Source organism: Chryseobacterium formosum, assembly GCF_026460885.1.
Classification (GTDB): Bacteria; Bacteroidota; Bacteroidia; order Flavobacteriales; family Weeksellaceae; genus Chryseobacterium; species Chryseobacterium formosus.
This window is the reverse complement of the sequence record NZ_JAOVZW010000018.1, coordinates 61869-79113: the sequence shown is the minus strand read 5'-3', so window position 1 is coordinate 79113 and position 17245 is coordinate 61869. Positions and strand designations below refer to the sequence as shown.

The following is a 17245-nucleotide window of genomic DNA, read 5'->3' as shown; positions in this document are numbered from 1 at the left end:
ATTCCTTTTTACAATGGATAGAAATTTAAGAAAAGAAAGAATCGGAGTGGTTTCCAGTAATAAAATGGAAAAAACTATTGTTGTTAGTGAAACTACGAGAGTAAAACACCCGATGTACGGTAAATTCGTTTTGAAAACGAAAAAATATACTGCACACGACGAAAACAACGAATGCAACGAAGGAGATACAGTTTTAATTTCTGAAACTAGACCTTTGAGCAAGAGTAAAAGATGGAGATTAGTAAGAATCATTGAAAAAGCTAAGTAATCATGTTACAAACAGAATCAAGATTAAAAGTTGCTGATAACACAGGTGCTAAAGAAGTATTGGTTATCAGAGTTCTGGGAGGAACCAGAAGAAGATATGCTTCAGTTGGTGATAAAATCGTAGTTACTATTAAAGATTCTACACCATCAGGAAACGCAAAAAAAGGTCAGGTATCTAAAGCAGTTGTAGTAAGAACTAAAAAAGCAGTAAGAAGAAAAGATGGTTCATACATCAAATTCGAAGACAATGCTTGTGTATTACTAAACGCTGGAGGAGAAATGAGAGGAACACGTGTTTTCGGACCGGTTGCTCGTGAGTTGAGAGACAAAGAATATATGAAAATCATTTCATTAGCTCCTGAAGTACTTTAATTTTTAAAATTTTTAAAAGAAAATGTCAAAGTTAAAAATAAAAAGAGGAGATAACGTAATCATTACTACTGGTAAAAAAGATATCAAAGGTAAAACTGGTGAAGTTATTGAAGTGATCAAAAAAGAAGGAAGAGACCCTAGAGTTATTGTTGCAGGTCTTAACATCGTTAAAAAACACGTTAAGCCTTCAGCTTCTAACCCTCAAGGAGGAATCACTGAGAAGGAAGCTTCTGTTCATATCTCAAACGTAGCTCTAGTTGATAAAGACGGAAAAGCTATCAAAGTAGGTTACAAAATCGAAGGAGATAAGAAAGTAAGAATCAACAAAAAAACGGGTGAAACTTTATAATTAAATAACACATGGAATTTATAGCAAGACCCAAAAAAGCATATAAAGAAACGATTGTTCCAGCAATGATGGAAGAATTCGGATACAAATCAGTAATGCAGGTACCAAGACTTGAGAAAATTATTTTATCTCAAGGTTTAGGAGACGCTACTGCTGATAAAAAAATCATCGATTATGCTGTAGAAGAACTTACAAATATCACTGGTCAAAAGGCTGTTGGTACTATCTCTAAAAAAGATGAAGCTGCTTTCAAATTAAGAAAAGGTATGCCTGTAGGAGCTAAGGTAACTCTTAGAGCTACAAAAATGTACGAATTCTTAGACAGACTTACTGCTTCTGCTTTACCACGTATCAGAGATTTTTCTGGTATCAAAGCTGATGGTTTTGATGGTAGAGGTAACTATAACTTAGGTATTACTGAGCAGATTATCTTCCCTGAGATCGTAATCGACAAAGTAAAGAAAATCCAAGGGATGGACATTACTTTCGTTACAACTGCGAAAACAGATAAAGAAGCTAAATCATTATTAACTCACTTCGGTTTACCGTTCAAAAAGAACTAAGAAATGGCTAAAGAATCAATGAAAGCGCGTGAGCGCAAAAGAGAAGCTACTGTAGCTAAATACGCTGAGAAAAGAAAAGCTTTAAAAGAAGCTGGTGATTATGAAGGACTTCAAAAATTACCAAAAAATGCTTCTCCTGTAAGATTACACAACAGATGTAAATTGACAGGTAGACCAAGAGGGTACATGAGAACGTTTGGTATTTCGAGAGTAACTTTCAGAGAAATGGCAAACAACGGACTTATCCCGGGCGTTAAAAAAGCTAGTTGGTAAGCAATAAAAATTTTTACAGCTGACTTCTATATTTTTATAAGTCAGCTGTATTTTAATAAATAAAGTACAAAATTTAGTCGGCTTAGAGGCAGAGAAAAAAATAAATATTATTAATTTTTTTTTGTATTTTTGCACCCGCTCAGGAAAATTATTATTTCTCTGGGAGACTAATCTTCGTTTTGGCTATGTTTATTAGAATAAAATGAAATTAAAAAAATCAAAGTGACAATTAAGTTGTTGAGATACTGAAGGTAAAGAGATCAGGTGAAGAAATATTCGGAACCATATAGTCTTTAATCTTCAAGTCTTTTCAATACTGATTGTCATTAACCAATAATTTAAAACAAAGAAATGGTAACAGATCCAATTTCAGATTTCCTGACTAGAGTAAGGAACGCACAAAGCGCAGGCCACAAAGTGGTGGAAATTCCTGCATCGAAAATCAAAAAGGAGATTACAAAGATTTTATTTGATCAAGGGTATATCTTAAACTTTAAGTTTGAAGATAACGCTGTTCAAGGAAACATCAAAATCGCTTTGAAGTACGATAAGCAAACTAACAAACCAGCTATTAAATCTATCCAAAGAGCTTCTAGACCAGGTTTGAGACAGTACAAAGGTTCAGGTGAACTTCCAAGAGTACTAAACGGTTTGGGTATTTCTATCATCTCTACTTCTAAAGGAGTAATGACTGACAAGAAAGCTAGAGAAGAGAAAGTAGGTGGTGAAGTAATCTGCTATGTTTATTAATTTTTAATCAAAGGAAAATGTCAAGAATTGGTAAAGCAATTATAACAATTCCAGCTGGTATCACAGTTTCTGAAAAAGAAGGTGTAGTTACAGTAAAAGGTCCTAAAGGAGAACTTTCTCAGGAGCTTACAGAAGGAATTACTATTGAGCAAAACGAAGGTCAGTTAACTGTTAGCAGACCATCTGAAGCTAAACAACACAAAGCACTTCACGGTTTATACAGAGCGTTAATCGCTAATATGATCACTGGTGTTAACACAGGTTTCGAAAAGAAACTAGAATTAGTAGGGGTAGGATACAGAGCTTCACACGCAGGTCAAAAACTTGAGCTAGCTTTAGGATTCTCTCACGGTATCGTATTAGAACTTCCAAATGAAGTGAAAGTTGATACATTGACTGAAAAAGGTAAAAACCCAATTATTACTTTAACGTCTCACGATAACCAACTTTTAGGGATGGTAGCTGCAAAGATCAGATCTTTCAGAAAACCTGAGCCATACAAAGGAAAAGGTGTGAAATTCGTAGGAGAAATTGTAAGACGTAAAGCTGGTAAATCTGCTTAATAAAATTTAAGAAAATGGCACTAAGTAAATTAGAAAAAAGAATAAGAATCAAAAGAAGAGTAAGAGGAAAAATCTCTGGATCTGCTGATTTGCCAAGATTATCTGTATACAAGAGTAATAAGGAAATTTACGCTCAGTTAATCAACGATAAAGACGGAAAAACTTTAGCTTCAGCTTCTTCTAGAGAGAAAGGAGTAGATGCTAACGGAACAAAAAGTGAAGTTTCTGCTGCTGTAGGTAAAGCAATTGCTGCTAAAGCCCTTGCTGCAGGAATCGAATCTATTGTATTTGATAGAAACGGATTCGTTTACCATGGTAGAGTAAAAGCTCTAGCTGACGGAGCGAGAGAAGGAGGACTTAAATTCTAATCATTAAATTTCGGAAATATGTTAGGACTAGATAATATAGAAAGAGTAAAACCGGGAGGATTAGAATTAAAAGATCGTCTCGTAGCTGTTAATAGAGTAACAAAAGTAACTAAAGGAGGTAGAGCTTTCGGATTTTCTGCAATTGTTGTTGTAGGAGACGAAGCTGGAACTATCGGTTTTGGTTTAGGAAAATCTAAGGAAGTTGCTTCTGCTATTGCTAAGGCGGTAGAAGATGCTAAGAAAAACTTAGTAAAAGTTCCTGTAATGAACCATACTATCCCTCACCAAACTTCTGCTAGATACGGTGGTGCAGATATCTTCTTGAGACCTGCTTCTCACGGTACAGGACTTATCGCAGGTGGTGCGGTAAGAGCGGTACTTGAATCTGCTGGTGTTCACGATATCCTTTCAAAATCTAAAGGATCTTCAAACCCTCACAATGTTGTAAAGGCAACTTTCAAAGCATTGTTAGACATCAGAAGACCAGAAGAAATTGCAAGAATGAGAGGAGTTTCTCTAACTAAAGTGTTTAACGGTTAATAAATAAACAATGGCAACAATTAAAGTAAAGCAAGTAAGAAGCGCTATTGGTAGAACAAAAACCCAAAAGAGAACGCTTGAAGCATTAGGATTTAAGAAACTTCACCAAGTTATCGAGCACGAAGCTACACCTTCTATTTTAGGAATGATAGCTGCAGTTAGCCACTTACTTGAAGTTCAAAAATAATTTTTAAAATAATTTTAAAATGAATTTAAACAACATAAAGCCTGCTGCAGGTTCTACATTTAGTTCAAAAAGAATTGGTAGAGGACAAGGTAGTGGAAAAGGAGGTACTTCTACAAAAGGTCATAAAGGTCAAAAAGCTAGAGCTGGTTATTCTCAGAAAATCGGTTTCGAAGGTGGACAGATGCCTTTACAAAGAAGATTACCTAAGTTTGGTTTCAAAAACGTAAACAGAAAAGAATTTAGAGCAATCAACTTAGATGATATCCAAATTTTAATTGAAAATAAATCTGTAACAGGAGATATTACAAAAGAAGTTTTGGTACAATTCGGTTTAGCTACTAAAAACGAATTAGTGAAAATTATGGGTAGAGGAGAATTGAAATCTGCGGTTTCAATTACAGCTGACAAATTCACTAAATCTGCTCAAGAGCTTATTGCTAAAGCAGGTGGTCAAGCAATTACTTTATAATAATTACTAATGAAAGAATTTATACAAACCCTCAAAAATATTTGGAGCCTTAAAGAATTGAGAGATAAGATTCTCTTTACTTTGGGTATTATCCTTGTGTATAGATTCGCATCTTTCATCTCACTTCCCGCAATTAACCTTGCAGAAGTAGGTGATCTCTTAGAGCATTATAAAAATCAAGGCGGTAACAAGCAAGGAGCAGGTCTCCTTGGCTTGCTTTCGTCGTTTACAGGAGGAGCTTTCAGCCACGCTTCTGTAATGGCGTTAGGTATCATGCCTTACATTTCTGCTTCTATTATTGTTCAGTTGATGGGGATGGCAATTCCTTATCTTCAGAAACTTCAAAAAGACGGAGAATCTGGTAGAAATACATTGAATCAAATTACTAGATGGTTAACAATTGGGGTTTGTCTTGTACAGGCGCCTTCTTACTTAACTTCTATTACTCAATTGTTCTTACCTTATGCTCAGTTCCAGTCTGCATATTTTGTAGATCCTAATTCTATTATGTTCTGGTTGCCAAGTATTGTAATCTTGGTGGGTGGTTCTGTATTTGCAATGTGGTTGGGTGAAAAAATTACCGATAAAGGTATTGGAAATGGTATTTCTATCCTTATTATGGTAGGTATTTTATCTAGATTACCAGAAGCATTTGTACAGGAAATCGCAGTACAAAACGGAAAAGGAGGATTAGGTTCAATCATGATCCTTGTTGAAGTAATATTCTGGATGTTGGTGGTTCTTTTAGCAGTAGTATTATCTGTTGCAGTAAGGAAAATCCCTATTCAGTATGTAAGCAGAGCTCAGGCAAGAGGAGGTGTAAATAAAAATCTTATGCAGGGAGCAAGACAGTGGATTCCATTAAAAGTAAATGCGGCCGGTGTAATGCCGATTATCTTTGCTCAGGCATTGATGTTCGTACCTGGTTTGTTGACTAAATTTGATGAGTCTAATACTTTTCTTGCTGGTTTCAAAAATGTTTTCAGCTGGCAATACAACGTATTGTTTGCATTACTGATTATTATCTTTTCATTTTTCTATACCGCAATTACAATTCCGGTAAACCAAATGGCCGATGATTTAAAGAGAAACGGAGGTTTGGTACCTAAAGTAAGACCCGGTAAAGAAACCGCTGATTATTTGGATGATATTTTATCAAAAATTACTTTGCCAGGTGCAATATTTTTATCTATCTTTGCAGTCCTTCCAGCAATAGTGCATGGAAGTCTTGTTCAGACAGATGCGTTCGCCCTATTTTTCGGGGGAACTTCGTTGCTAATTATGGTTGGGGTAGTATTAGATACTGTTCAACAGATTAACACTTATCTGCTGAATCATCATTATGATGGCTTAATGCAGTCTAAATTATCAAGATCGACTGGATATTAATTTATGGCAAAACAGAAACATATCGAGCAGGATGGCGTTATTACGGAAGCACTTTCGAACGCGCAGTTCCGTGTAGAGCTAGAAAATGGGCATATTCTTATTGCTCATATCTCTGGTAAAATGCGTATGCATTATATTAAACTATTACCTGGTGATAAGGTAAAATTAGAAATGTCTCCTTACGATCTTTCGAAGGGGAGAATTACATTTAGATATTAAACAAATGCCAAGTGGAATCTTCTGATCTCCATTTGGCTATTGTTAAAAAAATATAAATATTTCAAATGAAAGTTAGAGCATCAATTAAAAAAAGAAGTGCTGATTGCAAAATTGTACGCAGAAAGGGTGTACTCTTCGTAATCAACAAGAAAAACCCAAAATTTAAACAAAGACAAGGCTAAATTATGGCGAGAATTTCAGGTATTGATTTACCAAAAAACAAAAGAGGTGTTATCGGTTTAACTTATATTTATGGAGTTGGAAGAAGTACTTCTTCTGAAATCCTTAAGGCTGCCGGTATCAGCGAAGACAAGAAAGTCAACGAATGGAATGACGATGAATTGGCTGCAATCAGAACTTATATCTCAGAAAACATTAAAGTGGAAGGAGAGCTTAGATCTGAAGTGCAATTGAACATTAAGCGATTAATGGACATAGGATGCCAACGAGGAATACGTCACAGACTAGGACTACCTTTAAGAGGCCAGAGAACGAAAAACAACTCTAGAACCCGTAAAGGAAAGAGAAAAACAGTTGCTAACAAGAAAAAAGCAAGTAAATAATCGTTAGGAATTATGGCAAAACAAACTAAAGTAGTTAAAAAAAGAAAAGTAAAAGTTGAGGCTATTGGTGAAGCGCATATTCAAGCTTCTTTCAATAACATCATCATTTCTTTAACAAATAAAAGCGGAGAAGTTATCTCTTGGGCATCTGCCGGTAAAATGGGGTTCAGAGGTTCTAAAAAGAACACTCCTTTTGCTGCTCAAATGGCAGCAGAAAATTGCTCTACTGTAGCTCACGAAGCGGGTCTTAGAAGAGTAAAGGTGTATGTGAAAGGTCCAGGTGCAGGTAGAGAATCTGCTATCAGAACAATTCACAATTCAGGTATCGAAGTAAGCGAAATTATCGACGTTACTCCTATGCCACACAATGGATGTAGACCACCGAAAAGAAGAAGAGTTTAATTTTTAGAATTTACCCATTATGGCAAGATATATTGGACCTAAAACTAAGATTGCTAGAAAGTTTGGTGCTGCAATCTACGGAGATGATAAAAACTTCGAGAAAAGAAAAAACCAACCGCCAGGACAACATGGCGTTAACAAAAGAAGAGGAGCAAAGAAATCAGAATACGCTGTCCAGTTGATGGAAAAGCAAAAAGCTAAATATACTTACGGTATTTTAGAAAGACAGTTTGCTAACTTATTCGAAAAAGCGCACAGAAGTAAAGGTGTAACAGGTGAAGTTCTATTACAGCTTTGCGAATCAAGATTGGATAACGTTGTTTACAGATTAGGTTTTGCTAAAACTAGATCTGGAGCAAGACAGTTAACTTCTCACAGACACATCACTGTGAATGGTGAGATTCTTAACATTCCATCTTATTTAGTAAAAGCTGGTGATGTAATTGCTGTAAGAGAGAAATCTAAGTCTCTTGAAGTAGTTGCTGATGCTTTGGCATCAAAAGCAAACTATGAGTGGTTGCAATTCAACGACGAGAAAAAAGAAGGTACCTTCATTTCTGCTCCTGAGAGAATCCAAATCCCGGAAGACATCAAGGAACAGCTTATCGTCGAACTTTACTCTAAATAATTTTTTAATCAATTTTTTGCTCAACCCAATAATATGGCAATTTTACAATTCATAAAACCCGATAAAGTAATTCTACTTAACTCTGATGAATTTAAAGGTCAATTCGAATTTCGTCCTTTAGAACCAGGTTTCGGGCTTACAATCGGTAATGCTTTGAGAAGAGTGTTGCTTTCTTCTCTGGAAGGATACGCTATTTCATCTATCAAAATAGAAGGTGTAGAGCACGAATTTTCAACTATTCCAGGAGTAATCGAAGACGTTACCGAAATTATTCTTAACCTTAAGCAGGTGAGACTTAAAGCTACAGCAGAAAACCAAGCTTCAGAGCAGGTTGTTGCTAAAGTTTCTGGTCAAACCGTAATTACTGCTGGAGATTTAGGACAGTCTATCAACGGATTTGAGATCTTGAATCCAGATTTGATGATCTGTAACCTAAACTCTGATGTTACTTTTGAAATTACGTTTAACATAGAAAAGGGAAGAGGGTATGTACCTTCTGAACAAAACAAGTCAAACAATGCTCCTGTAGGAACTATTGCTATCGACTCTATTTTTACGCCGATCAAAAAAGTACAGTATAGTATTGAAAATTACCGTGTAGAGCAAAAAACAGACTACGAAAAACTTGTATTAGATATAGAAACTGATGGCTCAATCAGCCCTCAGAATGCTTTAACTGAAGCTTCTAAGATATTAATTTATCACTTCATGTTGTTCTCTGATGAGAGAATCACTTTGGAGACTGAAGCTGTAAAAGCATCTATCCAGTACGATGAAGAAACTCTTCATACAAGACAATTACTTAAGTCTAAATTAGCAGATATGGATCTTTCTGTAAGAGCCCTAAACTGTCTGAAAGCAGCTGAAGTAGAAACTCTTGGTGAGCTTGTTTCTTACAGTAAGTCTGATTTGATGAAATTCAGAAATTTTGGTAAAAAATCTTTGACAGAACTAGAAGAATTGGTGCATTCAAAAGGTCTTAACTTCGGTTTTGACGTTGCAAAATATAAATTAGACGCTGATAATTAAATAATAATGAGACACGGTAAAAAATTCAATCACTTAGGAAGAACGTCTTCGCACAGAAGCGCTTTACTTTCTAATATGGCTTGTTCTCTAATTGAGCATAAAAGAATCAACACTACTGTAGCTAAAGCTAAAGCTTTAAGAGTATATGTTGAACCTTTATTAACAAAGGCAAAAGAAGATACTACACACAATAGAAGAATTGTTTTTGCATATCTTCAAAGTAAAGAGGCGGTTACTGAACTTTTCAGAACAGTAGCTCCTAAAATCGCAGAAAGAAACGGTGGATATACAAGAATCATCAAGACTGGTTTCAGACAAGGTGATGCTGCAGACATGGCTCTTATTGAGCTTGTTGATTTCAACGAACTTTACAATCCTAATGCTGAGGAGAAAAAGACGACAAGAAGAAGTAGAAGATCTACTACTGCAAAAGTAGCTGTTGAAGCTGCTCCTGTAGCAATAGAAAAAGTTAAAGAGGCTAAAGCTGAATCAACTGATTCTACTGAAGAAAAATCTGGAGAATAATATTCTTACAGATATATAAAAAAACCGTTCAGATTTCTGAGCGGTTTTTTTGTTTCTTATATTTTGGTTTTTACCAATTCAATAATGTTTTCACCTTGATGAATAATTAAGCTGTCACCTTTTACGGTAGCTTTCATATCATCCTTTTGATAAATGGTTTCATTTACTTTCGCTTCAGATTTATCCAAAACAAAGGTTTTCTTGTTATTCGTGATAGAAACATTTCTACTTTTAGGATCGTAATTAAATACTACTTTTACCAAAGTTCCGTCTGTTGCCTTGTAAACGTAATCTGTTTTTATGCTTTTATTGCCGTTAATATCTGTATTGTAGGCAATCGTAGAATCAATCGCTCCATTATCGGCAAGAACTTCAATGTTTTCAGAATCAGATTTAATGATTCCTTTATTTCCTTCTTCTGACTTTTTACAGCTTGATAACGAAAGAGTTAAAATCCCAATGGATAGTATAAGTCCTTTTTTCATTCAGTTATTTATTATTAATTTAAATTAATTTTCTATTTGCAGAAATTTCTTTAAATTTAATAAAACAAAAAACAAACCAATAACCGAAAACCCAAAACTTTAAAAATTACCCAAAGGTGTAATTGATTCTGCTTTGTTTTTTAATGAAATTTGTCTTAACAAAATCATAAACATGAGCATTTCCATAGCCATAGTAGAAGACGAAAAAAACTACAACAATGCGTTGAAGAAAATCATCGATTACCAAACTGATATGAAGGTAATTGCTCAGTTCTTTGACGGAAATGCTGCGCTCAAAAATCTATCAGAGATTTCTCCGGATGTTGTGATGATGGATATTCAATTACAGGATATGCTTGGTATAGAAATCATTACTAAGTTAAAAAAAGATTTACCTTCAACACAATTTATCATGTGTACAAGCTTTGAGGATGACGAAATGATTTTTAATTCTTTAAAAGCCGGAGCAATGGGCTATCTCGTAAAGGGTGAAAGCATGGATAAAATTCTCTCATCAATTCGTGATGTTTACAACGGTGGTGCCCCAATGAGTTTTTCAATTGCCAGAAAAGTTTTAACTCATTTTGAAAAAAAAACAATTGAAGTAAAATACTTTGAAGAACTTACAAAAAGGGAAACGGAAATTGTAGAACTTTTGTCTCAAGGTCTTTTATACAAAGAGATTGCAGATAAAATATTCGTAAGCATCGATACCGTAAAAAAACACGTCGGTAATATATATAGAAAGCTTCAGGTAAATAATAAAGTTGAAGCTATAAATAAATTTAACCATTTTAAAAACTAAAAAACATGAGCAGTTTAAACGAGATCAATCAGGAAGGAAAAGTAGAAAATAAGAATTATGCAAAAGGGCCAATTGGTAATAAATTAGATCATTTAGTTGATGTCAATCCAATTGGCGGAATTAACACTATAATAGCAAAAAGTTTTATTGACAATGCAAATAACGGAATGCTACCATTTTTGAATGAAAATAATATAAACTATAACAATGATGGTATTTACGAGGTAAGTTGCGATTTGCTAAGAGAAATTTGTGAAATGATGGAAGATAATAATGCTGTAAACCTCAATTTTACTTTAGTAGAAATACCTTCTAATGATTCAAGACTAGATGTAAATCCTATGACTAGTGGTAAAATGATTTATATGGTTGCGTCTCTACAAACAATTGATGAAAAAAATATTCCTGAGCTTAATTATTTAATTATGAATGCAAAAAGCGATCAAAGTTTAGAAGAATTGAAAATTACGGATACTGAATTTTTAATGTATAAGGAAGTATTTGATAATAGTAGTAGTTCTAAACTTAAAGAGTATTTTCCAGGGCCATATTCATCTAAGAAAAATACATGCTCTGTTTTTTATAATATAGAAGATATAAAAGATACTTTGGCAAAGGTAAACACTCTTAAATTTAATGTGTATATGTGTGAAATAAGTGATGTTTTGGCAATTATTGAAGAAAATAATTTGGGTGATCAACTTAATGTAGCATTGTATGAAGAACATTTTGAATCTCGTGTAAAACAGTTAACTATGGTTTTCGAGTCAGGAGCTGACTATTATGACATGGGAAGTCTGAGACCATGATTTCTTTAATAATCGAGATTACTTACTATTCAGTATTATTTTTGCTGGCTCTTAAATCGATATTTGGTTTAAGAAAATATCGATTTGCAGGACTAAACTTTTTGAATGTTTATATCATAGTTACAGCTTGTCTTGAAATATATTCTTATGTTTTGCTAAACATAGATACATCGATATCAACAGGAATCTTATATAATTTTTATTGCCTTTTTAGTATAGGTTTTTTTTATTTTTTTTACAGGAAAATTTTCGAGAAATTAAGGAAAAGAAGTTTAGATATAATTTTTACAGCTTCACTATTCGTTTATTTTGGTTTTACAAAATTTTATAAAACAGATTTTGATATTAAAATTGGAGTTTTAATATCTCTATTTTACATAGTTGTTTCTTTATTATGGTTTTATCAGAAAATTATGTTGTTTGATGAAAATAAAATTACATCTGATCCTGTTTTTTGGATATCGACCGCAATATTAATGTGGAGTTGTTTCTTCGTATTTAGATCCGTACCGATGTTTTTGTTTAATAAAATAGATCCCGAATTTTTAAAATTAATTAGGGTAAACCAAAATATAATTAATATAATTATGTACGCTTTGCTATATGTAGGAATGAAAAAATATGAAAATAAAATATATTTGAATTCTAATGATGAGTGAGCTTCAGGATGAAATAAAAATTACTTACATCATTGCAATAGCAATTATGATGATTTTAGTTTTGTTCATCGTTTTTGTAGTTTTTATTTATAACAGAAAACAACTGCTTTATTTAAAAGAAAAACAACTTCAAGAATCAGAATATCAAAACCAACTCCTTCAAAAAGAACTTGAAAAGCAAAAATCAATAGAACTCGAGCGTGAACGTATTTCCCACGATATGCACGACGATCTTGGCGCAGGAATTTCTGCACTTAAACTTCAGGCAGAATTTCTCAAACAAAAAGCAGAAGACGAAGATTTAAAAACAGATATCGACGAACTTCTGAAAACATCTGAAGAAATGAATATTTCTATGAGAGAAATGCTTTGGAGCTTAAATTCAGGAAATGACACTATTGGGAGTTTAGTTGAATATGCTAAAATATATGCAGCGAGTTTTCTTAAAAAAACAAAAATTCGACTTATTCTCGAAGAAGAAAATATAGCTTTTGAAAGAATAATCACGACTGAGCAACGAAGAAATCTTTTCTTATGTTTAAAAGAAGCTTTGAATAACGCCTATAAACACAGTCAGGCTGATCAACTAAAACTATCGTTTATTCAAAATGATAAAGAATTCATAATGAAAATTTCAGACAACGGTATAGGAATCAGTCATGAAAAAACAGACGGAAATGGACTCCGAAATATGAAACGAAGAATGGAGGAACAAAAAGGACATTGCGAAGTGACGAACGATAACGGAACGAATTTGTTTTTCAAAATAGATTTATAATTATTTTAAGCAAAAAAGCATCATTAAAAAATGATGCTTTTTTATTGTAAAATTAATCGTTTAGAAAATTAAAATAAACAGAATTTTGAATGGTAAAGATTAAGAACCAATAGCCATGAAAACTTTTTTCTTATTCTAGATTATTAAAATTCTTCCTTGAATTTATAAAATGTATTTTATAGTTTAAGAATTAACTAAAATTTAACTCACAAAAACTCAAATGAAGCATTCAATATAATGTAAAAAATTAAATTTTGACTAAATTTGTCTAAACTATAAAATAAACAGAAAAATGAGTTACATTTCTTACATAGAAGCGAGACAAATTTTGGATTCTAGAGGGAATCCTACAGTTGAAGTTGATGTATTTACAGAAAGTGGTGCGATGGGTCGTGCTGCCGTTCCTTCTGGAGCATCTACTGGTGAACATGAAGCTGTTGAATTGCGTGATGGCGGTTCAGAATGGATGGGGAAAGGTGTTTCTAAGGCTGTAGAAAATGTAAGAGACGTTATTTCTCCGGAATTGGTGGGTCTTCCGGTTTTTGATCAGAATTTGATTGATCAGATTATGATTGAATTGGATGGTACTAATAATAAAGGAAATTTAGGTGCAAATGCAATTCTTGGTGTTTCTTTAGCTGCTGCAAAAGCTGCTGCTGCTGAATTAAAAATGCCTTTATATAAATATGTAGGTGGTGTAAATGCAAATACACTTCCTGTTCCGATGATGAACGTAATCAATGGTGGATCTCACTCAGATGCGCCGATTGCTTTCCAGGAATTTATGGTAATGCCGGTAAAAGCGGACTCTTTTTCTCATGCTTTGAGAAAAGGAACTGAAATTTTCCACAATTTGAAATCTATTCTTCATTCAAGAGGCCTTTCAACGGCTGTAGGTGACGAAGGTGGTTTTGCACCAACTTTCAAAGGAACTGAAGACGCTTTAGATACTTTATTACAAGCTATAGAAAAAGCAGGTTACAAACCAGGTGATGATGTAATGATTGCATTAGATTGTGCAGCTTCAGAATTTTATAAAGACGGAATTTACGATTACAGAAAATTCCAAACTGCAGATGCGCCTCAGTTTTCAAGCAGCGAGCAGGTTTCTTACTTAGCTGAATTGGCAAACAAATATCCAATTATCTCGATCGAAGACGGTATGCAGGAAAATGACTGGGAAGGTTGGAAAATGTTAACCGATAAAATAGGGGACAGAGTACAATTGGTTGGTGACGATTTATTCGTAACTAATGTTGAAAGATTAAAAAGAGGAGTTGACGAAGGAATCGCAAATTCAATTTTGGTTAAAGTAAACCAAATCGGTTCGCTTTCAGAAACAATGGCAGCTGTACAAATGGCTCAACACAACAAGTTTACTTCTGTAATGTCTCACAGATCTGGTGAAACTGAAGATTCTACAATCGCAGATTTAGCGGTTGCGATGAATTGTGGTCAAATTAAAACTGGTTCTGCTTCAAGATCAGACAGAATGGCAAAATACAACCAATTATTAAGAATTGAAGAAGCTTTGGGTGATACAGCTTATTTCCCAGGATTAGATGCTTTTAAAATCAAAAGATAATTAATCGAATTTATAAATAACGGCGAACGAAATTTTTTGTTTGCCGTATTTTATAATAAATAGTATATTTAAAAAAATAAATTTAAAATAATGTCAGACAACAAAGTTATATTGAATTACGACGGTAATTCGTATGAATATCCAGTCGTGGATAGTACAATCGGAGACAGAGGAATAGATATTTCAAAATTAAGAGACCAAACTGGTCTTATTACCTTAGATTTAGGGTACAAAAATACAGGTGCTACATTAAGCGAGATTACATATCTTGATGGTGACCAAGGAGAGTTGTTCTACAGAGGTTATCCTATCGAGCAAATCGCTGAGAAATCAAACTTTACTGAGGTAATGTATCTTTTATTGCACGGTGAATTGCCTACAGAAGATCAGCTTGATACTTTCAACGGTAATATTAAAAAATATAACTTCGTAGCAGAGGAGATGAAAAAAATCATCGATGCTTTCCCTCGTTCTGCTCATCCAATGGGAGTTTTGTCTACTCTTACTTCTGCGTTAACAGCATTTAACCCTAAATCTGTTAATGTACAATCTAAAGAAGAGATGGATCTTGCAGCAGAATTATTGATAGCTAAATTTGCTCATCTTGCAGCTTGGACGTACAGAAAAACTCTTGGTTTACCATTAAACCATGGAGATAACAGCCTTGATTATGTAGAAAATTTCTATAAAATGGCTTTCAGATTACCCAACGAAGAGTTTGTAATCAACCCTGTGGTTACTGCTGCTTTAAATAAATTGTTAATCCTTCACGCTGACCATGAGCAAAACTGTTCTACATCTACTGTAAGAATGGTAGGTTCTGCTCACACAGGTCTTTTCGCTTCAGTTTCAGCGGGTATTTCTGCACTTTGGGGACCACTTCACGGTGGTGCAAACCAAGCGGTTATTGAAATGCTTGAATTAATCGAAAAAGATGGTGGAGACGTTAATAAATGGGTGGCTAAAGCTAAAGATAAGAATGACAGTTTCCGTTTGATGGGATTCGGACACAGAGTTTACAAAAACTTCGATCCAAGAGCAAAAATCATCAAAAAAGCTGCTGATGATTTATTAGCTGCTTTAGGAATTGAAGACAAAGCGCTTGATATTGCAATGCAATTAGAAAAAGTAGCTCTTGAAGACGAATACTTCATCGAAAGAAAATTATATCCAAACGTAGATTTCTATTCAGGAATCATCTACAGAGCATTAGGAATTCCTACAGAAATGTTTACCGTAATGTTCGCATTGGGAAGACTTCCGGGATGGATCGCTCAATGGAAAGAAATGAGACTAAAAGGAGATCCGATCGGAAGACCAAGACAGGTTTACCAAGGAGCTCAAAAAAGAGATTATATCGATATTTCAAACAGATAATATTGACTTCTCATATCAATTTAAAATCCCAAAGTTTTTTGCTTTGGGATTTTTGTTGTTCTATAATTTAGTTTTTAAAAATTATTTTAAAATTTAACACAGATTTTGTGCTTGAATTTTCACTGATTATCATTAATTCTATCTGTGAGTTTTTAGTTCATCAGATGAAATTAGTGAAGAATCAACAATCTTCAAAACCATTAAAACACGTCTCAATCTTAGCTAAATAAAAAGCTTTCCACATCACAACCGTTTGATTATATTTGCGTAATTCTCATTATTTATGAAATCGCCCTTTACTAAATTTAAAGATAAATACCCAACGATATAAGGCGATTGCATTTGACCTTTAGAATAAAAATTTCTACAAATGAAATTAAATATAAAAAACGAAACAGGAAGACTGAGGTCGGTCGTATTAGGACAGCCCAATTCTATGGGAGGAATTCCCACTTTGGAAGAAAGCTATGATGCTAAATCTTACTACACGATTGAGCACAATATGTATCCGAAAGAAGCAGATATTATTGATGAAATGAACGCTTTTGAAGCTGTTTTGAAAAAATATAATGTCGAAGTTTTTCGCCCGGATATTATCGAAGATTACAATCAGGTGTTTGCAAGAGACGTTGCATTTGTCATTGATGATAAAATGATTATTTCCAATGTGATTGCAGATAGAGCCGATGAACAGGAAGCTTATAAAACTGTATATGAAAATGTGAAATGGAGAGATATTATTAATCTTCCAGAAACAGCGCATATTGAAGGTGGCGATGTTATCGTTTGGAACGATTTCATTTTTATCGGAACTTGTTTTAGCGAAGATTACAGAAGTTATAAAACAGCGAGAACTAACGAATACGCTATCGAAATTCTTAAAGAATATTTTCCTAAAAAGAGAATTATCGATTTAGAATTAAAGAAAAATGACAGAATTCCATACGAAGGAATTTTGCATTTAGACTGCACTTTCAATCCGATTGGAAAAGATAAATGCATTATTTACAAAGACGGATTTGTTGATGAAAGCGATTATAATTTAATCATTGATATTTTCGGTGAAGAAAACTGTTTCCACGTGACTGCCGAAGAAATGTTTGAAATGTTCCCGAATATTTTCTCAATATCTCCGGAAGTTGTAGTTTCCGATAAAGCTTTCAAAAGAATGAACAATCATTTAAGAGATGTTTGGGGTATGACCGTTGAAGAAATTCCTTACAGAGAGATTTCTAAAATGGGTGGTTTGTTGAGATGTTCTACAATGCCATTGGTAAGAGAATAAGTTAGA

The 17245-nt window shown here is 33.8% G+C and carries 26 protein-coding genes; 25 read left to right on the top strand and 1 reads right to left on the bottom strand.

Features of this window, described 5'->3' with window-relative positions:
* The first annotated feature begins 13 nt into the window (after nt 1-13).
* The 19 genes from rpsQ (at nt 14) to rplQ (ending at nt 9456) form a co-directional block, all read left to right on the top strand.
* Nucleotides 14-268 (top strand): 30S ribosomal protein S17, encoded by a 255-nt coding sequence (gene rpsQ / locus OF897_RS14880; protein ID WP_034678021.1) that lies wholly within the window; start codon nt 14-16, stop codon nt 266-268.
* Between the two features lie 2 nt (nt 269-270).
* Nucleotides 271-639: a 50S ribosomal protein L14 gene (gene rplN, locus OF897_RS14875; RefSeq protein WP_034684837.1), complete on the top strand. Its 369-nt coding sequence runs from the start codon at nt 271-273 to the stop codon at nt 637-639.
* Nucleotides 640-661: 22 nt separating this feature from the next.
* A complete protein-coding gene (gene rplX, locus OF897_RS14870) occupies nt 662-988 on the top strand; it encodes a 50S ribosomal protein L24 (protein ID WP_267266469.1) in 327 nt (108 codons plus the stop codon).
* A gap of 11 nt (nt 989-999) precedes the next feature.
* Entirely contained in the window at nt 1000-1551 is a 552-nt protein-coding gene (gene rplE, locus OF897_RS14865) for a 50S ribosomal protein L5 (protein WP_267266468.1), read from the top strand.
* 3 nt (nt 1552-1554) lie between these two features.
* Entirely contained in the window at nt 1555-1824 is a 270-nt protein-coding gene (rpsN, locus tag OF897_RS14860; protein WP_047442254.1) for a 30S ribosomal protein S14, read from the top strand.
* Nucleotides 1825-2175: 351 nt separating this feature from the next.
* Nucleotides 2176-2574: a 30S ribosomal protein S8 gene (rpsH, locus tag OF897_RS14855; RefSeq protein WP_267266467.1), complete on the top strand. Its 399-nt coding sequence runs from the start codon at nt 2176-2178 to the stop codon at nt 2572-2574.
* Between the two features lie 17 nt (nt 2575-2591).
* On the top strand, nt 2592-3137 hold the full coding sequence (rplF, locus tag OF897_RS14850; RefSeq protein ID WP_267266466.1) for a 50S ribosomal protein L6: 546 nt from the start codon (nt 2592-2594) through the stop codon (nt 3135-3137).
* A 14-nt stretch (nt 3138-3151) separates the two neighbouring features.
* The gene (gene rplR, locus OF897_RS14845) at nt 3152-3505 is read left to right on the top strand and encodes a 50S ribosomal protein L18 (protein WP_267266465.1); all 354 of its coding nucleotides are present in this window, start codon (nt 3152-3154) and stop codon (nt 3503-3505) included.
* A gap of 18 nt (nt 3506-3523) precedes the next feature.
* Nucleotides 3524-4045 (top strand): 30S ribosomal protein S5, encoded by a 522-nt coding sequence (rpsE, locus tag OF897_RS14840; protein WP_027387203.1) that lies wholly within the window; start codon nt 3524-3526, stop codon nt 4043-4045.
* Between the two features lie 10 nt (nt 4046-4055).
* Nucleotides 4056-4232: a 50S ribosomal protein L30 gene (gene rpmD, locus OF897_RS14835; protein WP_047442249.1), complete on the top strand. Its 177-nt coding sequence runs from the start codon at nt 4056-4058 to the stop codon at nt 4230-4232.
* Between the two features lie 19 nt (nt 4233-4251).
* Nucleotides 4252-4701: a 50S ribosomal protein L15 gene (rplO, locus tag OF897_RS14830; protein WP_267266464.1), complete on the top strand. Its 450-nt coding sequence runs from the start codon at nt 4252-4254 to the stop codon at nt 4699-4701.
* 9 nt (nt 4702-4710) lie between these two features.
* Nucleotides 4711-6090, top strand: a complete 1380-nt coding sequence (gene secY, locus OF897_RS14825; RefSeq protein WP_129535101.1) for a preprotein translocase subunit SecY — start codon at nt 4711-4713, stop codon at nt 6088-6090.
* 3 nt (nt 6091-6093) lie between these two features.
* Nucleotides 6094-6309, top strand: a complete 216-nt coding sequence (infA, locus tag OF897_RS14820; protein WP_027381317.1) for a translation initiation factor IF-1 — start codon at nt 6094-6096, stop codon at nt 6307-6309.
* A gap of 65 nt (nt 6310-6374) precedes the next feature.
* Complete coding sequence (gene rpmJ, locus OF897_RS14815) at nt 6375-6491, top strand: 50S ribosomal protein L36 (RefSeq protein WP_007839480.1); 117 nt, start codon at nt 6375-6377, stop codon at nt 6489-6491.
* A gap of 3 nt (nt 6492-6494) precedes the next feature.
* On the top strand, nt 6495-6872 hold the full coding sequence (gene rpsM / locus OF897_RS14810; RefSeq protein ID WP_034678036.1) for a 30S ribosomal protein S13: 378 nt from the start codon (nt 6495-6497) through the stop codon (nt 6870-6872).
* Between the two features lie 12 nt (nt 6873-6884).
* A complete protein-coding gene (gene rpsK / locus OF897_RS14805; protein ID WP_066679832.1) occupies nt 6885-7274 on the top strand; it encodes a 30S ribosomal protein S11 in 390 nt (129 codons plus the stop codon).
* 19 nt (nt 7275-7293) lie between these two features.
* Complete coding sequence (gene rpsD, locus OF897_RS14800; protein WP_066679831.1) at nt 7294-7902, top strand: 30S ribosomal protein S4; 609 nt, start codon at nt 7294-7296, stop codon at nt 7900-7902.
* A 33-nt stretch (nt 7903-7935) separates the two neighbouring features.
* Nucleotides 7936-8931, top strand: a complete 996-nt coding sequence (locus OF897_RS14795) for a DNA-directed RNA polymerase subunit alpha (protein ID WP_074230972.1) — start codon at nt 7936-7938, stop codon at nt 8929-8931.
* 6 nt (nt 8932-8937) lie between these two features.
* Complete coding sequence (gene rplQ / locus OF897_RS14790; RefSeq protein ID WP_267266463.1) at nt 8938-9456, top strand: 50S ribosomal protein L17; 519 nt, start codon at nt 8938-8940, stop codon at nt 9454-9456.
* Nucleotides 9457-9512: 56 nt separating this feature from the next.
* Here the strand turns inward: rplQ and OF897_RS14785 are convergent, their stop codons facing one another.
* The gene (locus OF897_RS14785; RefSeq protein ID WP_267266462.1) at nt 9513-9941 is read right to left on the bottom strand and encodes a hypothetical protein; all 429 of its coding nucleotides are present in this window, start codon (nt 9939-9941) and stop codon (nt 9513-9515) included.
* Nucleotides 9942-10113: 172 nt separating this feature from the next.
* Between OF897_RS14785 and OF897_RS14780 the strand changes: the two genes are divergently transcribed.
* The 6 genes from OF897_RS14780 to OF897_RS14755 all read left to right on the top strand — a co-directional run bounded on the left by OF897_RS14780 (nt 10114) and on the right by OF897_RS14755 (nt 17239).
* Nucleotides 10114-10746, top strand: a complete 633-nt coding sequence (locus OF897_RS14780; protein WP_267266461.1) for a response regulator transcription factor — start codon at nt 10114-10116, stop codon at nt 10744-10746.
* A 5-nt stretch (nt 10747-10751) separates the two neighbouring features.
* On the top strand, nt 10752-11555 hold the full coding sequence (locus OF897_RS14775; protein ID WP_267266460.1) for a hypothetical protein: 804 nt from the start codon (nt 10752-10754) through the stop codon (nt 11553-11555).
* A 648-nt stretch (nt 11556-12203) separates the two neighbouring features.
* The gene (locus OF897_RS14770) at nt 12204-12992 is read left to right on the top strand and encodes a sensor histidine kinase (protein WP_267266459.1); all 789 of its coding nucleotides are present in this window, start codon (nt 12204-12206) and stop codon (nt 12990-12992) included.
* Between the two features lie 292 nt (nt 12993-13284).
* Entirely contained in the window at nt 13285-14577 is a 1293-nt protein-coding gene (gene eno, locus OF897_RS14765; protein WP_267266458.1) for a phosphopyruvate hydratase, read from the top strand.
* Nucleotides 14578-14667: 90 nt separating this feature from the next.
* Nucleotides 14668-15954, top strand: a complete 1287-nt coding sequence (locus tag OF897_RS14760; RefSeq protein WP_267266457.1) for a citrate synthase — start codon at nt 14668-14670, stop codon at nt 15952-15954.
* A 370-nt stretch (nt 15955-16324) separates the two neighbouring features.
* A complete protein-coding gene (locus OF897_RS14755) occupies nt 16325-17239 on the top strand; it encodes a dimethylarginine dimethylaminohydrolase family protein (protein ID WP_267266456.1) in 915 nt (304 codons plus the stop codon).
* Nucleotides 17240-17245: the final 6 nt, after the last annotated feature.

What these genes read in the sequence shown, in the direction of transcription:
- rpsQ (WP_034678021.1), top strand. Translation starts at nt 14, where the DNA reads ATGGATAGAAATTTAAGAAAAGAAAGAATCGGAGTGGTTTCCAGTAAT.
- rplN (WP_034684837.1), top strand. Translation starts at nt 271, where the DNA reads ATGTTACAAACAGAATCAAGATTAAAAGTTGCTGATAACACAGGTGCT.
- rplX (WP_267266469.1), top strand. Translation starts at nt 662, where the DNA reads ATGTCAAAGTTAAAAATAAAAAGAGGAGATAACGTAATCATTACTACT.
- rplE (WP_267266468.1), top strand. Translation starts at nt 1,000, where the DNA reads ATGGAATTTATAGCAAGACCCAAAAAAGCATATAAAGAAACGATTGTT.
- rpsN (WP_047442254.1), top strand. Translation starts at nt 1,555, where the DNA reads ATGGCTAAAGAATCAATGAAAGCGCGTGAGCGCAAAAGAGAAGCTACT.
- rpsH (WP_267266467.1), top strand. Translation starts at nt 2,176, where the DNA reads ATGGTAACAGATCCAATTTCAGATTTCCTGACTAGAGTAAGGAACGCA.
- rplF (WP_267266466.1), top strand. Translation starts at nt 2,592, where the DNA reads ATGTCAAGAATTGGTAAAGCAATTATAACAATTCCAGCTGGTATCACA.
- rplR (WP_267266465.1), top strand. Translation starts at nt 3,152, where the DNA reads ATGGCACTAAGTAAATTAGAAAAAAGAATAAGAATCAAAAGAAGAGTA.
- rpsE (WP_027387203.1), top strand. Translation starts at nt 3,524, where the DNA reads ATGTTAGGACTAGATAATATAGAAAGAGTAAAACCGGGAGGATTAGAA.
- rpmD (WP_047442249.1), top strand. Translation starts at nt 4,056, where the DNA reads ATGGCAACAATTAAAGTAAAGCAAGTAAGAAGCGCTATTGGTAGAACA.
- rplO (WP_267266464.1), top strand. Translation starts at nt 4,252, where the DNA reads ATGAATTTAAACAACATAAAGCCTGCTGCAGGTTCTACATTTAGTTCA.
- secY (WP_129535101.1), top strand. Translation starts at nt 4,711, where the DNA reads ATGAAAGAATTTATACAAACCCTCAAAAATATTTGGAGCCTTAAAGAA.
- infA (WP_027381317.1), top strand. Translation starts at nt 6,094, where the DNA reads ATGGCAAAACAGAAACATATCGAGCAGGATGGCGTTATTACGGAAGCA.
- rpmJ (WP_007839480.1), top strand. Translation starts at nt 6,375, where the DNA reads ATGAAAGTTAGAGCATCAATTAAAAAAAGAAGTGCTGATTGCAAAATT.
- rpsM (WP_034678036.1), top strand. Translation starts at nt 6,495, where the DNA reads ATGGCGAGAATTTCAGGTATTGATTTACCAAAAAACAAAAGAGGTGTT.
- rpsK (WP_066679832.1), top strand. Translation starts at nt 6,885, where the DNA reads ATGGCAAAACAAACTAAAGTAGTTAAAAAAAGAAAAGTAAAAGTTGAG.
- rpsD (WP_066679831.1), top strand. Translation starts at nt 7,294, where the DNA reads ATGGCAAGATATATTGGACCTAAAACTAAGATTGCTAGAAAGTTTGGT.
- OF897_RS14795 (WP_074230972.1), top strand. Translation starts at nt 7,936, where the DNA reads ATGGCAATTTTACAATTCATAAAACCCGATAAAGTAATTCTACTTAAC.
- rplQ (WP_267266463.1), top strand. Translation starts at nt 8,938, where the DNA reads ATGAGACACGGTAAAAAATTCAATCACTTAGGAAGAACGTCTTCGCAC.
- OF897_RS14785 (WP_267266462.1), bottom strand. Translation starts at nt 9,941, where the DNA reads ATGAAAAAAGGACTTATACTATCCATTGGGATTTTAACTCTTTCGTTA.
- OF897_RS14780 (WP_267266461.1), top strand. Translation starts at nt 10,114, where the DNA reads ATGAGCATTTCCATAGCCATAGTAGAAGACGAAAAAAACTACAACAAT.
- OF897_RS14775 (WP_267266460.1), top strand. Translation starts at nt 10,752, where the DNA reads ATGAGCAGTTTAAACGAGATCAATCAGGAAGGAAAAGTAGAAAATAAG.
- OF897_RS14770 (WP_267266459.1), top strand. Translation starts at nt 12,204, where the DNA reads ATGATGAGTGAGCTTCAGGATGAAATAAAAATTACTTACATCATTGCA.
- eno (WP_267266458.1), top strand. Translation starts at nt 13,285, where the DNA reads ATGAGTTACATTTCTTACATAGAAGCGAGACAAATTTTGGATTCTAGA.
- OF897_RS14760 (WP_267266457.1), top strand. Translation starts at nt 14,668, where the DNA reads ATGTCAGACAACAAAGTTATATTGAATTACGACGGTAATTCGTATGAA.
- OF897_RS14755 (WP_267266456.1), top strand. Translation starts at nt 16,325, where the DNA reads ATGAAATTAAATATAAAAAACGAAACAGGAAGACTGAGGTCGGTCGTA.